Here is a 13591-nt window from a genome sequence, read left to right as displayed (position 1 = left end):
GGTTGCGGTGACCGCGGTGCGGCCCGCCTCAGTTGTGGCCGAACTTCTTCGACTTCTTGCTGTGCTCTCCGAAGTCACCGGGGCTGGGCCTGGCCGGTGCCTCGGACGGTGCGGCCTTGCCCGCCTGCTCGGTGCTTCGCTGGGCCTGCTCGGCAGCGCGCTGCGCCTGCTGGGCCGCGCGGTGCTGATCTCCACCCTGCTTACGATGCTTCTGCTTGGCCATGGTGACTGCCTCCTGAGGGGGAACTAGGGGCCAGGGCCTGCACCAGATTCACACAGGTTGACAAAGCGCGCATTTCAGAGAATTACCGTGCGTAATAAGGCTCCACGGAGAGCAATTCACCGATACGCCACGCCGAAGATCCAGTTCCGGCCGTTAACCCTCGCGCCGTCGGGCAGACTCGAAGGTAACCCGAAGCAGACCCGCTCCCGACGCGTGAATTCGGGGAGCCCAAGGGAAAGAGGGTGGAACGCATGGACCGCTGCGTCGTCCTGGTGGACGCCGGCTATCTGCTGGGCGCCGCCGCGAGTCTCCTCGCCGGGGAACCCTCACGGTCACGGATCACCGTCGACCACGCGGCGCTCATCCAGGGGCTACGGGAGCGCGCCGAGTCGGACACCGCGCAGCCGCTGCTGCGGATCTACTGGTTCGACGGCGCGCCCGACCGGGTCCCCCAGCCCGAACACCGCAGGCTGCGCGTGATGCCCCGCGTGACCGTGCGGCTCGGCGCGCTCACCCGTAGCGACGGGCGCTGGGCGCAGAAGGGCGTGGACGCCGCGATGCACGCCGAGCTCACCGAGCTGGCCCGCAACCGCGCCTGCTCCGACGTGGTCCTGGTGACCGGCGACGGCGATCTGCTGCCCGGCCTGATGTCCGCCAAGGAACACGGCGTCGCCGTCCACCTGTGGGCCGTACAGGCCGCCGACGGCGACTACAACCAGTCCGAGGACCTGGTCGCCGAGGCCGACGAGCGCCGGGTACTGGACCGGGCCTGGATCACCCAGGCGGTACGGGCCAAGGAGCTCACCGGGGTCTGCGCCCCGCAGCCCGCGCCCCGCCCGGAGATCGCCGCGATCCTCTCCGCGCCGCTGCCCGAGTCCGCCATGGCAGCGGCCGCCGCCGAGCACACCGCCGACGAGTCCACCACCGCACCGAACGGCACGGCACCCACCCGCAGCGAGCACGACGGCGCCGACCGGCCCGCGCACAAGGGCGTACCCACCCCCAAGGATCTGGCCGCACTGCGCAGCCCCACCCCGCNCTACGTGGTAGCCCGCACAACAGACAGCGTCCTGGTATCCCCAACGACGCACTAGCCGTCTACCACGTTGTGGGCATTCGTTCCGCAGGGCGAGGGGGGCACCTCCCGCTCGAGCGAAGTCGAGAGTGGGGGAGGGTGGGCACAACCGCTCGCCACGGGGCACCCGTTCCACTAAGCCCGAGGGCACCGCCCTCAGCCGCGGCGTAGGAGGCGGGTGGCTCCCGCCGCCACCGTCGTGGCCAGGACCCAGCCGAGCAGGACCAGCACCGCGGCTGCCCACTGCCAGTAGCCCGTCATGCGCCACTCGCCCCTCTGGCCCAGGTTGATCACCGGGATAAGGAGGTCCAGGGCGTACAGCGAAGCGTTCCAGGCCGGGCCCTCGCCGGGCTTCCGCTCCGGTGGTGTGTGCCGTGCGAAGGCGATGGCGCCCGCGGCCCACAGCACCGCCATCCACACCGCGGCCCGGCCGGGGCGGTAGCCGTACGCCACCGTCCAGTCCTGGACGTACCCCCAGAGCTTGCCCGCCAGCGGCAGGGTCTCGCGGCGGCGGCGCTGCTTGGCGAGCAGTACCTCGCGGGCGTCCGCGTCCTCGCCGCTCTCGCGCAGTACGGCGGCCAGCTTCTCGTACGCCTCTGGGCTGTACTCGGGGGTGGCCGCCTCCACCCAGGCCAGCCGCTGGTTGAGCGGGAACCTGCCGGTCGGGATGAGGATCTCGTAGCTGAACCCGGCCATCCGCAGGCCACCGGGGTCCGGCCAGCTGGCCGCGCTGTCGATCAGGTTGGTCACCTTGGCGCCGTTCAGGATGACCGTGCCGCGCGCCGGACGCTCGCCGAGGAAGCGCAGCTCCGGGGTCTGGATGCGGCGTAAGGACACCTCCTGCTCGCGCTCCAGCATGAACCGGGCCTGGGTCATGTCGAGTGCGTCACCGATCCGGCCGTCGTCGAGCCGGATGCCGCCGCGGCACTCGAAGCGCTGGACGCGTACCCCGCGGGCCGGGGTCGCGCCGCCGGTCACCGTGGGATTGCCGACCGCGGCGGGTGTCAGATAGAGGGTGTGCTCGACCGTCAGCTGCGGGGCGTTGAGCGCCCGGTCGCCGTACGGCTGCGCGAGCCGACTGCCGCGCAGGCTGAGCGAGCCCCCGATCTGCGCCCCGCGCAGGCTGATCTCGCCCTCTGCTTGGAGCAGCTCGGCGTGCAGGTCCTGGCCCACGGTGATCCCGTCGCCCAGGAACGCGTGATCGCGCTGGTCGCGGTGGAGTACGGCCTGGCTGAGCAGCAGGTCCGTACCGATCTGGGCGTCGGTCAGCCGGACGCCCCGGTGCACCTGGCAGCGCGGCAGATGGAGGTCGCCCTCGGTGCGCAGCCGGGCCGCCTCCAGGCGCGGGATCGAGCAGTTCACCAGGCGCAGCGTGGTGAAACGGCTCTCGGGTAACAGGACCTCGTTCTCGAAGCGGCAGCCAGTCAGTTCCACGTACGGCGTGACAGTGCCGCCCGCCACATCGAGCGTGCCGGTGATCTGCACCCCCCTGAGCTTGACCGAGGAGACCCGGCCGCGGAGCGCGGGCGGTCCGTCGAGCAGGAGGAGTGAGACGATCCGGGCGCGCACACTGCGCTCGGGGCCCCAGCGGCGGCCGCCGTGCGGATCGTCGATGTCGGGGTCCCCGGCGGTCAGGTCGTAGCGGCTGCCGTTCTGGAAGGCCTGCCACATCAGGGCCTCGGTGGCGGTCAGGTCCAGGTCCTCTGGTGGGTCGCCGATGTGCCTGTCGACCACGGCTGTTCTTCTCCTCCCCGTCCCGTACGGCTCTGTCCCGGGTTGATGCCCGTTCAATGACCAGGCGAACGCTAGTGGTGAAGGTCGTCTTCCGGTGCGTGTATCAGCCAGTGATACAGGCGACCGGCACGCTTCGGCAGTCTGCGAGAATTGGGGCTGTGATCTCCCGAATCGACCTGCGCGGCGAAGCCCTCCCCGAGGGTGGAGCCCTGCGCGACCTGCTGCCCCGTGCCGAGTTCGACGTCGCGGCCGCCCTGGAGAAGGTGCGGCCCATCTGCGAGGACGTACATCATCGGGGCACGGCGGCGCTGATCGAGTACGCGGAGAAGTTCGACGGCGTGCGGTTGGAGCGGGTGCGGGTGCCGCAGGCCGCGCTGGCCGATGCGCTGGAGCGGCTTGATCCCACGGTGCGGGCCGCGCTGGAGGAGTCCATCCGGCGGGCCAGGCTGGTCCACCGCGAGCAGCGCCGCTCCTCGCACACCACCCAGGTCGTGCCTGGTGGCACGGTGACCGAGAAGTGGGTGCCGGTCGACCGGGTGGGTCTGTACGCGCCCGGTGGGCGGTCTGTGTATCCGTCTTCAGTGATCATGAACGCGGTTCCGGCTCAGGAGGCCGGGGTGCCGTCGATGGCGCTGGCCTCTCCGCCGCAGGCCGAGTTCGACGGGCTGCCGCACCCGACGATCCTCGCCGCCTGTGAGCTCCTCGGTATCGACGAGGTGTACGCGGCGGGTGGGGCTCAGGCCGTCGCCATGTTCGCGTACGGGACCGACGAGTGCGCCCCGGCCAACATGGTCACCGGGCCCGGCAACATCTGGGTCGCCGCGGCCAAGCGCTACTTCACCGGCCGGATCGGCATCGACGCCGAGGCGGGCCCGACCGAGATCGCGATCCTCGCGGACTCCACCGCCGACCCGGTGCATGTCGCCGCCGACCTGATCAGCCAGGCCGAGCACGACCCGATGGCCGCTGCCGTGCTGGTCACCGACTCCGTGGAGCTCGCTGACGCGGTGGAGAAGGAGTTGGAGCCGCAGGTCGCTGCTACCAAGCACATCGAGGACCGGATCGTGCCCGCGCTGAAGGGGCGCCAGTCCGCCACCGTTCTCGTTGACGGTCTTGAGGAGGGGCTGAAGGTCGTCGACGCGTACGGCGCCGAGCACCTGGAGATTCAGACCGCCGACGCGGCCGCGGTCGCCGAGCGGGTCCGCAACGCGGGTGCGATCTTCGTCGGCCCGTACGCCCCCGTGTCGCTGGGCGACTACTGCGCGGGCTCCAACCACGTGCTGCCGACCGGTGGCTGCGCCTGCCACTCGTCGGGTCTGTCCGTGCAGTCCTTCCTGCGCGGTATGCACATCGTGGACTACTCGCGTGACGCGCTCGCCGAGGTGACGCATCACGTGGTGGCGCTCGCCGAGGCCGAGGACCTGCCCGCGCACGGGGCCGCGATGAAGGCCCGCTTTGGTTGGAAGGTGCCGGGGCAGTGAGCTCTGTACGGATTGACGATCTGCCCATTCGGGACGAGCTGCGGGGCAAGTCCCCGTATGGGGCGCCTCAGCTTGATGTGCCGGTGCAGCTGAACACGAACGAGAACCCGTATCCGCTGCCCGAGCCGCTCGTCGAGCGCATCGCCGAGCGGGTGCGCGAGGCCGCCCGCGGCCTCAACCGCTACCCGGACCGGGACGCGGTCGAGCTCCGCACCGAGCTGGCCCGCTACCTCACCCGTACCGGCGGGTACCCGCTCACCCTGGCGAACGTCTGGGCGGCCAACGGCTCCAACGAAGTCCTCCAGCAGCTGCTGCAGACCTTCGGCGGGCCAGGGCGCAGCGCCATCGGCTTCGAGCCCTCGTACTCGATGCACGCGCTCATTTCGCGGGGTACCGGCACCGGCTGGATCTCCGGGCCCCGGCGCGAGGACTTCACCATCGATGTCGCCGCTGCCGAGCGGGCCATCGCCGAGCACCGGCCGGATGTCGTGTTCATTACCTCGCCGAACAACCCCACGGGTACGGCTGTCGAGGCCGAGACGGTCCTCGCGCTGTACGAGGCCGCCCAGGCCGCGAAGCCCTCGCTGGTGGTCGTGGACGAGGCGTATGTCGAGTTCAGCCACCAGCCGTCGCTGCTGCCGCTGCTCGAAGGCCGCCCGAACCTGGTCGTCTCGCGGACCATGTCCAAGGCCTTCGGTGCCGCCGGGCTGCGCCTGGGGTACCTGGCCGCCGACCCCGCCGTGGTGGACGCCGTACAGCTGGTGCGTCTGCCGTACCACCTGTCGGCCGTCACCCAGGCCACCGCGCTGGCCGCCCTGGAGCACACCGATACGCTGCTCGGGTATGTGGACCAGCTCAAGAAGGAGCGGGACCGGCTGGTCAGCGAGCTGCGGGCGATGGGCTACGAGGTGACCGACTCCGACGCCAACTTCGTGCAGTTCGGGCGGTTCGACGACAGCCACAGTGCGTGGCAGCAGATCCTCGACCGGGGTGTCCTGGTCCGTGACAACGGCGTACCGGGATGGCTGCGGGTCACCGCGGGCACCCCGGCCGAGAACGACGCGTTCCTCGATGCGGTACGCGCACTGATGACGGAACGCAGCAAGAAGGAGCAGAGCGCATGAGCCGCATTGGCCGTGTTGAGCGCACCACCAAGGAGACCTCCGTCGTGGTCGAGGTCAACCTCGACGGCACCGGAAAGGTCGATGTGTCGACCGGGGTCGGCTTCTACGACCACATGCTCGACCAGCTCGGGCGGCACGGCCTGTTCGACCTCACGGTGAAGACCGAGGGCGATCTGCACATCGACTCGCACCACACCATCGAGGACACCGCGCTCGCCCTCGGCGCCGCCTTCAAGCAGGCGCTCGGCGACAAGGTCGGGATCTACCGTTTCGGCAACTGCACCGTGCCGCTGGACGAGTCGCTCGCCCAGGTGACCGTGGACCTCTCCGGGCGCCCCTACCTGGTGCACACCGAGCCCGAGAAGATGGCGCCGATGATCGGCGAGTACGACACCACCATGACCCGGCACATCCTGGAGTCCTTCGTGGCGCAGGCACAGATCGCCCTGCACGTCCACGTCCCGTACGGCCGCAACGCCCACCACATCGTGGAGTGCCAGTTCAAGGCCCTGGCCCGCGCCCTGCGCTACGCCTGCGAGCTCGACCCGCGCGCCGCCGGCATCCTCCCCTCCACGAAGGGCGCCCTGTAGAGCCATGAACGGTGTATCCACCGCACTGATCTTCGTGGGGCTCTTCTTTCTCGGCGGAGTGTTCTCCTTCGTCAAGCAGAAGCAGTCCACGAGCCTGATCGTCCTGCTGTCGATCGGCGCCGCGATGTGCCTCGGCGCGGGCATTCTCCAGCTGGAGGCCTTCAAGTGAGCACGTCCGCCGCCAAGCGCGTCGTCGTCTTCGACTACGGCTTCGGCAACGTACGGTCCGCCGAGCGCGCCCTGGCCCGGGTCGGCGCCGACGTCGAGATCACCCGCGACTTCGACAAGGCCATGAACGCCGACGGGCTCCTGGTCCCCGGCGTCGGCGCCTTCGCCGCCTGTATGCAGGGGCTGCGGCAGGCCCGCGGCGACTGGATCGTCGGGCGCCGGCTGGCCGGCGGCCGCCCGGTGATGGGCATCTGCGTCGGCATGCAGATCCTGTTCTCGCGCGGCATCGAGCACGGTGTCGAGGCCGAGGGCCTGGACGAGTGGCCCGGCACCGTCGGACCGCTCAAGGCGCCGGTCGTCCCGCACATGGGCTGGAACACCGTGGACGCCGCCGCGAACTCCCAGCTCTTCGCGGGCCTGGACGCCGACGCCCGCTACTACTTCGTGCACTCCTACGCGGTCCACGACTGGTCGCTGGAGATCACCAACCCCGTGCTGCGTGCCCCCAGCGTCAGCTGGACCACCCACGGCGAGCCCTTCGTCGCCGCCGTCGAGAACGGCGCACTGTGGGCCACCCAGTTCCACCCCGAGAAGTCCGGCGACGCCGGAGCCCAGCTGCTGACCAACTGGATCGGAACGCTCTGATGTCCAAGCCCTCCAAGCTCGAACTCCTTCCCGCCGTTGACGTCCGCGACGGCCAGGCCGTCCGTCTGGTGCACGGCGAGTCCGGTACGGAGACCTCGTACGGCTCCCCGCTGGAGGCCGCCCTGGCCTGGCAGCGCTCCGGCGCCGAGTGGCTGCATCTGGTGGACCTGGACGCCGCGTTCGGCACCGGCGACAACCGCGCCCTGATCGCCGAGGTCGCCGGGGCCATGGACATCAAGGTCGAGCTGTCCGGCGGCATCCGCGACGACGACACGCTCGCCGCGGCCCTCGCCACCGGCTGCACCCGGGTCAACCTCGGCACCGCGGCCCTGGAGACCCCCGAGTGGGTCGCCAAGGTCATCGCCCAGCACGGCGACAAGATCGCCGTCGGCCTCGACGTACGGGGCACCACGCTGCGCGGCCGCGGCTGGACCCGCGACGGCGGCGACCTCTACGAGACCCTGGAGCGCCTCAACTCCGAGGGCTGCGCCCGCTATGTCGTCACCGACATCGCCAAGGACGGCACCCTGCAGGGCCCCAACCTGGAGCTGCTGAAGAACGTCTGCGCCGCCACCGACCGCCCGGTCGTCGCCTCCGGCGGTGTCTCCTCGCTGGACGACCTGCGCGCCATCGCCGCGCTCGTTCCGCAGGGCGTGGAGGGCTCCATCGTCGGCAAGGCGCTGTACGCCAAGGCGTTCACGCTGGAAGAGGCGCTGGAGGCCGTGTCGTCATGACGTCCGATGCCATACGGCGGGTGCAGAGCGGAAGCCCCTGGGAGGAGTCCTTCGGGTTCGCCCGCGCCGTCGCGGCGGGTGACCGGGTCGTGGTCGGCGGTACGACGTCCTTCGAGGGCCGTGTGCTGCATGGCGAGGGCGACCCGTATGAGCAGGCCCGACGAGCGTTCTCGCATGCGCTTGCGGCGATCGGCGAGTTCGGGCTCGGCGCCGAGTCCGTGATCCGCACCCGTATGTATCTGACCCACGCGCGCGACGTCGACGCGGTGGGGCGGGCGCACCAGGAGTTCTTCGACTCCGTACGCCCCGTGACGACCATGGTCGTCGTGTCCGGCTTCGTCGACTCGCGCATCCTGGTCGAAGTGGAGCTGGAGGCCTTCGACGGGCCATCCGACGCGGAAGAAGAAGCCATCTGGGCAGCGGCCTCGGACGGCACTGAGGAGCCTGAGCAGTCATGACCCTGGCAGTACGAGTCATCCCCTGCCTGGACGTGGACAACGGCCGGGTCGTCAAGGGCGTCAACTTCCAGAACCTGCGCGACGCGGGCGATCCCGTCGAGATGGCCAAGGTGTACGACGCCGAGGGCGCCGACGAGCTCACCTTCCTGGACATCACCGCGTCGTCCGGCGACCGCGAGACCACGTACGACGTGGTGCGGCGCACCGCCGAGCAGGTCTTCATCCCGCTGACCGTCGGCGGAGGCGTACGCAGCGCCGACGATGTCGACAAGCTGCTGCGCGCGGGTGCCGACAAGGTCGGCGTGAACACGGCCGCGATCGCCCGCCCCGAGCTCATCCGGGAGATCGCGGAGCGCTTCGGGCGGCAGGTCCTGGTGCTGTCCGTCGACGCGCGCCGCACCGCCTCCGGGGGCTTCGAGGTGACCACCCACGGTGGGCGCCGGTCCGCCGGGATCGACGCCGTCGAATGGGCCCACCAGGCGGCCGAGTTGGGCGCGGGCGAGATTCTGCTCAACTCGATGGACGCGGACGGGACCAAGGACGGCTACGACATCGAGATGATCGCGGCGGTCCGTCAGCACGTCACCGTCCCGGTCATCGCGTCCGGGGGAGCGGGGCGGCTCGCCGACTTCCCGCCCGCGATCGCGGCGGGCGCGGACGCGGTGCTGGCGGCGTCGGTCTTCCACTTCGGCGATCTGCGGGTCGGCCAGGTCAAGGACACGCTGCGGGGGGCTGGGTACCCGGTGCGGTGAGGCTCGTCCTCAATCGCCGGACGGGCTCCGTGGAGCCCGTCCGGCGAGGCTGAATCCAGAATCCCTGACCTCAGCCACCCAGCGCCGCGACGAGCTTCGCCGTCACCGGCACCTCCACCCCCTGCCGCGCGGCCTCCCGCAGCAACGCCCCGCCGATCGCGTCGATCTCCAGCGGCCGTCCGGCATCGGCATCCCGTTGCATCGACGACCGCATCTCCTCCGGCGCGGCGTCGATGAACGCCAGCACCGCATCGGTGTCGACCGCCGCGCCCACCCCCTCCGCAACCCGCTTGAACTCATCGAGCACTGAGACGAGTTCCGCCCGGTGCTCACCCCGCACCCCACCGATCGGCACCGAGTACCGCGTCGTCAGCAGCGCCATCGGCAGCAACATGGACAACTTGCCCCACAGCATCGAGGACTCGTCCGCCCGCACGGCCGCCTCGAACCCGGCCCCGCTCAGCACGTCCGCGAACGCCTCCACGCGCGCGTGGTCCGCGGTCGTGCTCGCCACCTCGATCTTCGCGAACGGCGTGCCGTGCTCGATGACACCCGGCGCGACCCGCGTCGACTCGGCCCGGATCGTGCCGGGGACGACCTGGGACGCGGGATAGTGCTCACGCAGCACGGCGGCGTGCTCCACGCCGTTGAGCAGCGGTATCACCAGCGCGGACCCAAGCGCCTCACGCGGCACCCGGTCGAGCGCCGACAGCAGCGCGGTCTCCTTGGGCGCGACGACCACCGCGTCGACGGGCTCCCGCAGCCGGGTGTCCGTCTCCACCCGTACGGTGAAATCGCCGAACTGCCCACTGCGCAACGACAGCCCCCGCTCGTCCAGTACGGCGGCGGTCTCCTCACGCGCCAGGCAGATCACCCGGTGTCCGGCACGGGCCAACAGCGCGGCGACGAGGCCGCCGATTCCGCCGGGGCCGAGCACGGCCACGGTCCACGGTGCGGGGGTCACTGAACTCGCTGAGGTCTCGATCATGACAGCAGGCTGCCAGACCGCTCTCAGTATGTGGATCATGAATCCGAAATGTGAGCCAGGTAACATCCCTGGGCGAACTGCCCCGCTGACAGCCCAGGGTGAGCAGCGTCCCGCAGGCCTCGGAGCACCGGCCCGCAGGCCTCAAAGCAGCGGCCCGCGGCCCTCAGAGACCGAGCTGTTTGGTCCCGTGCAGCTTCTCGATGGCGTCCTCGTCGCCCTCCTTCTGCACATCGGCGACATCCTGCCGCCCGAAGGCGAACATCGTCAGCTCGCCCGGCTCACCGGTCACCGTCACCACCGGGGTGCCCTTGTGGCCGACCGCCGTCTGGCCGTCCGGGCGGCGCAGCACCAGGCCGACCGGGACGCCACGGCAGAGCACCCGGGCCGCCTTCTCCAGCCGTGACCACAGGGCGTCGGCGAAGACCGGGTCCAGCTCGCGCGGTGTCCAGTCCTTCTGCGCGCGGCGGACGTCCTCGGCGTGCACATAGAACTCGACGGCGTTCGCCGCCTCGTCGATCTGCTTCAGGGCGTACGGGGAGAACCTCGGCGGGCCCGTACGGATCAGCTGGATCAGCTCTTCGTACGGCTTCTCGGCGAACTCGGCCTGCACCCGCTGGAGCCGGTCGGCAAGCGCCTTGATGACGATTCCGCCCGCGGCGTCCGCGCGTCGTTCGCGCACCACCACATGCGCGGCCAGGTCACGGGTGTTCCAGTCCCCGCACAGCGTCGGGGCATCAGGACCTGCCGCCTCCAACAGGTCGGCGAGGAGCAGTCGTTCACGCTTGGCATGGGTCGACATGGCCGCAAGCCTACGGCGGTACCGCCCGGCCTGCCATGCCGCCACGCCTCCGAAGGGCAACACGACGGCATCACGGCGCCATCGCGGCAGTTTCCGGCCGGTGTCCCGGTGACCGGACGGATGCCCCGCGCTGTCAGTCCCATCGCGCACAATGGGGCGCATGACCAGCACGCCCTCGCAGCCGAGCCACCTGGACCCCAAGATCGCCGCGCGTCTCAAGCGCAGCGCCGACGGGCTCGTCCCCGCCATCGCCCAGCAGTACGACACCGGAGAGGTGCTGATGCTGGGCTGGATGGACGACGAGGCGCTGCATCGCACCCTGACCACCGGGCGCTGTACGTACTGGTCGCGCAGCCGCGGTGAGTACTGGGTCAAGGGCGACACGTCCGGTCACTTCCAGCACGTCAAGTCGGTCGCCCTGGACTGCGACGCGGACACCGTCCTGGTCAAGGTCGACCAGATCGGCGCGGCCTGCCACACAGGCGACCGCACCTGCTTCGATTCCGACGTGCTCCCGCTCGGTCAGTAGGGTCGGCCGACATGGATCTCGAGACGTTCCGCAAACTCGCCGCCGACCGCCGCGTCATCCCCGTAAGCCGCCGACTCCTGGCCGACGGTGACACCCCCGTCGGGCTCTACCGCAAGCTCGCCGCGGAGCGCCCCGGCACCTTCCTGCTGGAGTCCGCGGAGAACGGCCGCTCCTGGTCGCGCTACTCCTTCATCGGCGTCCGCAGCGCGGCGACCCTGACCGAGCGGGACGGCCAGGCCCACTGGCAGGGCACCCCGCCCGTCGGCGTCCCCGCCGACGGCGACCCGCTGAAGGCGCTGCGCGCCACCGTCGAGGCCCTGCACACCCCGCGTGACCTGGTCGGCGACCGCGTGGACGGGCTGCCGCCGTTCACCGGCGGCATGGTCGGCTACCTCGGGTACGACATCGTGCGCCGCCTGGAGAAGATCGGCCCCGGCGAGCGGGACGACCTGAAGCTGCCCGAGCTCACCATGCTGCTCACCAGCGACCTCGCCGTACTGGACCACTTCAGCGGCTCGGTGCTGCTGATCGCCAACGCCATCAACCACAACGACCTGGAGACCGGCGTCGACGAGGCATACGCGGACGCGGTCGCCCGGCTCGACGCGATGCAGGCCGACCTGGCGCGCCCGGTGGCCCAGCACCCGGCGGCGCTCCCGGCGTCCGAACTGCCGGAGTTCTCCGCGCTGTGGGGCGGCGAGGACTTCCAGACGGCGGTCGAGGACATCAAGGAGCGCATCCGCGCGGGCGAGGCCTTCCAGGTGGTGCCGTCCCAGCGCTTCGAGGCGCCCTGCCACGCCAGCGCCCTGGACGTCTACCGCGTACTGCGGGCCACCAACCCCTCGCCGTACATGTACCTCTTCCGCTTCGACGGCTTCGACGTGGTCGGGTCGAGCCCGGAGGCGCTGGTCAAGGTCGAGGACGGACGGGCGATGGTGCACCCCATTGCCGGAACCCGGCCGCGCGGTGCGACCCCGCGCGAGGACACCGAGCTGGCCGACGAGCTGATGGCCGACCCCAAGGAGCGCGCCGAGCACCTGATGCTCGTCGACCTGGGCCGCAACGACCTCGGCCGGGTCTGCGAGCCGGGCTCCGTCGAGGTCGTCGACTTCATGTCGGTCGAGCGGTACTCGCATGTGATGCACATCGTCTCCACCGTCACCGGCAAGGTCGCCGAGGACCGTACGGCCTTCGATGTGCTGACCGCCTGCTTCCCCGCGGGCACCCTGTCGGGGGCACCCAAGCCGCGGGCGATGCAGATCATCGACGAGCTGGAGCCCTCGCGGCGCGGCCTGTACGGCGGCTGCGTCGGCTATCTGGACTTCGCGGGCGACTCCGACACCGCCATCGCCATCCGCACCGCCCTGCTCCGCGACGGCACCGCGTACGTCCAGGCCGGAGCGGGTGTCGTCGCCGACTCCGACCCGGTCGCCGAGGACACCGAGTGCCGCAACAAGGCGGCGGCGGTGCTGCGCGCGGTCCACACCGCCGGGCGCCTGTACGACGTATGAGGGCCCGGGCGGCGGGTTTCCCGATCGGGTGATGGATAGTGGAGGGGTGACTTCAGCCGTACCGCAGCCAGCCGTGCCCCAGCCCCGAGCAACCGCACAGCCGCAGTCCCGTGAGCGCGGCGGGCGGCGCAGCCTCGCCGCCGCGCTGCTCCTCGGCGCCGTCGGCGCCACCGTGGTGCTGCTCGCGACCCGGCAGACCTGGGCCGAAGGCGAGGCCGCCACAGCGGGCGGCGCGCTGCACCAGGTGGCCAAGGGAAGCGACGTCACCGGGGCACCCGCGGCGCTGGCCATCGTCGGGCTCGCCGCGCTGGTCGCGGTCTTCGCGGTCCGCAGAACCGGCCGGTACCTGGTGTCCGCGCTGCTCGCGCTGAGCGGCGCGGGCATCGTGCTCGCGGCGCTGACCGGCGCGGGCGACAGCACGGCGCTCGACGAGCAGGCCGCCACCACCACGGGCGACGCCGGGGCCACCGCCGTGGACATCGCCCACACCGCGTGGCCCTACGTCGCCGGGGGCGGCGGCCTGCTGATCCTCTGCGCCGGCGTGCTCGCCCTCTGGTTCGGGACGCGCTGGCCCGCCATGTCCGGCCGCTACGAGCGCACCGGCGCACCGGCCGCGAAACGCACCAAGGCACCGGACCCGGACCGCCCCGAGGACCTCTGGAAGGCCCTCGACCGGGGCGAGGACCCCACCGGCTAGGGGCGAGCACCCCACCGGTTAGGTTCGTCTCCGACGGAGTGACACGGATGACAGGCCCCCGGCGTCCTGCCCGGTCTCCGGTG

At 71.0% G+C, this 13591-nt stretch carries 15 protein-coding genes and 1 pseudogene; 12 read left to right on the top strand and 4 right to left on the bottom strand.

Annotation, left to right across the window (positions count from 1 at the left end; all coding sequences use genetic code 11):
• Positions 1–28: 28 nt before the first annotated feature.
• Complete coding sequence (locus tag U9R90_RS25415; protein WP_411058991.1) at positions 29–223, bottom strand: hypothetical protein; 195 nt, start codon at positions 221–223, stop codon at positions 29–31.
• A 251-nt stretch (positions 224–474) separates the two neighbouring features.
• On the opposite strand from U9R90_RS25415, the pseudogene U9R90_RS25410 reads away from it, so the two are divergent.
• Positions 475–1254: pseudogene (locus U9R90_RS25410) on the top strand (NYN domain-containing protein); the annotation flags it as partial.
• A 200-nt stretch (positions 1255–1454) separates the two neighbouring features.
• Here U9R90_RS25410 and U9R90_RS25405 read toward each other — a convergent pair.
• Positions 1455–3032 carry an oxidoreductase gene (locus tag U9R90_RS25405; RefSeq protein ID WP_411058990.1) on the bottom strand — a complete coding sequence of 526 codons (1578 nt, stop codon included), beginning with the start codon at positions 3030–3032 and terminating at the stop codon, positions 1455–1457.
• 158 nt (positions 3033–3190) lie between these two features.
• Between U9R90_RS25405 and hisD the strand changes: the two genes are divergently transcribed.
• Genes hisD through hisF form a run of 8 tightly spaced genes read left to right on the top strand, consistent with a single transcriptional unit; the run spans position 3191 to position 8984 of the window.
• A complete protein-coding gene (gene hisD / locus U9R90_RS25400; RefSeq protein WP_411058989.1) occupies positions 3191–4513 on the top strand; it encodes a histidinol dehydrogenase in 1323 nt (440 codons plus the stop codon).
• Complete coding sequence (locus tag U9R90_RS25395) at positions 4510–5637, top strand: histidinol-phosphate transaminase (protein ID WP_411058988.1); 1128 nt, start codon at positions 4510–4512, stop codon at positions 5635–5637. The genes hisD and U9R90_RS25395 overlap by 4 nt, the downstream gene beginning before the upstream one ends.
• The gene (gene hisB / locus U9R90_RS25390; protein WP_411058987.1) at positions 5634–6227 is read left to right on the top strand and encodes an imidazoleglycerol-phosphate dehydratase HisB; all 594 of its coding nucleotides are present in this window, start codon (positions 5634–5636) and stop codon (positions 6225–6227) included. The genes U9R90_RS25395 and hisB overlap by 4 nt, the downstream gene beginning before the upstream one ends.
• A gap of 4 nt (positions 6228–6231) precedes the next feature.
• Complete coding sequence (locus tag U9R90_RS25385) at positions 6232–6396, top strand: hypothetical protein (protein WP_411058986.1); 165 nt, start codon at positions 6232–6234, stop codon at positions 6394–6396.
• Positions 6393–7040 (top strand): imidazole glycerol phosphate synthase subunit HisH, encoded by a 648-nt coding sequence (gene hisH, locus U9R90_RS25380; RefSeq protein WP_411058985.1) that lies wholly within the window; start codon positions 6393–6395, stop codon positions 7038–7040. The genes U9R90_RS25385 and hisH overlap by 4 nt, the downstream gene beginning before the upstream one ends.
• The gene (gene priA / locus U9R90_RS25375; protein WP_411058984.1) at positions 7040–7774 is read left to right on the top strand and encodes a bifunctional 1-(5-phosphoribosyl)-5-((5-phosphoribosylamino)methylideneamino)imidazole-4-carboxamide isomerase/phosphoribosylanthranilate isomerase PriA; all 735 of its coding nucleotides are present in this window, start codon (positions 7040–7042) and stop codon (positions 7772–7774) included. Before hisH ends, priA begins: the two co-directional genes overlap by 1 nt.
• Positions 7771–8232, top strand: a complete 462-nt coding sequence (locus tag U9R90_RS25370) for a RidA family protein (RefSeq protein WP_411058983.1) — start codon at positions 7771–7773, stop codon at positions 8230–8232. The genes priA and U9R90_RS25370 overlap by 4 nt, the downstream gene beginning before the upstream one ends.
• Entirely contained in the window at positions 8229–8984 is a 756-nt protein-coding gene (hisF, locus tag U9R90_RS25365) for an imidazole glycerol phosphate synthase subunit HisF (RefSeq protein WP_411058982.1), read from the top strand. Before U9R90_RS25370 ends, hisF begins: the two co-directional genes overlap by 4 nt.
• A gap of 70 nt (positions 8985–9054) precedes the next feature.
• Here hisF and U9R90_RS25360 read toward each other — a convergent pair whose 3' ends face one another.
• Complete coding sequence (locus U9R90_RS25360) at positions 9055–9972, bottom strand: ketopantoate reductase family protein (protein ID WP_411058981.1); 918 nt, start codon at positions 9970–9972, stop codon at positions 9055–9057.
• A gap of 163 nt (positions 9973–10135) precedes the next feature.
• Positions 10136–10771 carry a TIGR03085 family metal-binding protein gene (locus tag U9R90_RS25355; protein WP_411058980.1) on the bottom strand — a complete coding sequence of 212 codons (636 nt, stop codon included), beginning with the start codon at positions 10769–10771 and terminating at the stop codon, positions 10136–10138.
• Between the two features lie 160 nt (positions 10772–10931).
• On the opposite strand from U9R90_RS25355, the gene hisI reads away from it, so the two are divergent.
• The 3 genes from hisI to U9R90_RS25340 are packed head-to-tail and all read left to right on the top strand — an operon-like array spanning position 10932 to position 13508.
• Positions 10932–11300: a phosphoribosyl-AMP cyclohydrolase gene (gene hisI, locus U9R90_RS25350; protein ID WP_411058979.1), complete on the top strand. Its 369-nt coding sequence runs from the start codon at positions 10932–10934 to the stop codon at positions 11298–11300.
• 11 nt (positions 11301–11311) lie between these two features.
• Positions 11312–12811, top strand: coding sequence for an anthranilate synthase component I (locus tag U9R90_RS25345; RefSeq protein WP_411058978.1), 1500 nt, complete (start codon positions 11312–11314; stop codon positions 12809–12811).
• A gap of 31 nt (positions 12812–12842) precedes the next feature.
• Positions 12843–13508 carry a TIGR02234 family membrane protein gene (locus U9R90_RS25340; RefSeq protein ID WP_411058977.1) on the top strand — a complete coding sequence of 222 codons (666 nt, stop codon included), beginning with the start codon at positions 12843–12845 and terminating at the stop codon, positions 13506–13508.
• The last annotated feature ends 83 nt before the right edge of the window (positions 13509–13591 follow it).

It is taken from the genome of Streptomyces sp. E11-3, from assembly GCF_046540415.1.
GTDB lineage: Bacteria > Actinomycetota > Actinomycetes > Streptomycetales > Streptomycetaceae > Streptomyces.
Note: the sequence above shows the minus strand (reverse complement) of the source record. Positions and strands in the feature narration are given on the sequence as shown.

Excerpts from the sequence above, each read along its gene's own strand:
- U9R90_RS25415 (WP_411058991.1), bottom strand. The coding sequence starts at position 223 with ATGGCCAAGCAGAAGCATCGTAAGCAGGGTGGAGATCAGCACCGCGCG.
- hisB (WP_411058987.1), top strand. The coding sequence starts at position 5,634 with ATGAGCCGCATTGGCCGTGTTGAGCGCACCACCAAGGAGACCTCCGTC.
- U9R90_RS25385 (WP_411058986.1), top strand. The coding sequence starts at position 6,232 with ATGAACGGTGTATCCACCGCACTGATCTTCGTGGGGCTCTTCTTTCTC.
- priA (WP_411058984.1), top strand. The coding sequence starts at position 7,040 with ATGTCCAAGCCCTCCAAGCTCGAACTCCTTCCCGCCGTTGACGTCCGC.
- U9R90_RS25370 (WP_411058983.1), top strand. The coding sequence starts at position 7,771 with ATGACGTCCGATGCCATACGGCGGGTGCAGAGCGGAAGCCCCTGGGAG.
- hisF (WP_411058982.1), top strand. The coding sequence starts at position 8,229 with ATGACCCTGGCAGTACGAGTCATCCCCTGCCTGGACGTGGACAACGGC.
- U9R90_RS25360 (WP_411058981.1), bottom strand. The coding sequence starts at position 9,972 with ATGATCGAGACCTCAGCGAGTTCAGTGACCCCCGCACCGTGGACCGTG.
- U9R90_RS25355 (WP_411058980.1), bottom strand. The coding sequence starts at position 10,771 with ATGTCGACCCATGCCAAGCGTGAACGACTGCTCCTCGCCGACCTGTTG.
- hisI (WP_411058979.1), top strand. The coding sequence starts at position 10,932 with ATGACCAGCACGCCCTCGCAGCCGAGCCACCTGGACCCCAAGATCGCC.
- U9R90_RS25345 (WP_411058978.1), top strand. The coding sequence starts at position 11,312 with ATGGATCTCGAGACGTTCCGCAAACTCGCCGCCGACCGCCGCGTCATC.
- U9R90_RS25340 (WP_411058977.1), top strand. The coding sequence starts at position 12,843 with ATGGATAGTGGAGGGGTGACTTCAGCCGTACCGCAGCCAGCCGTGCCC.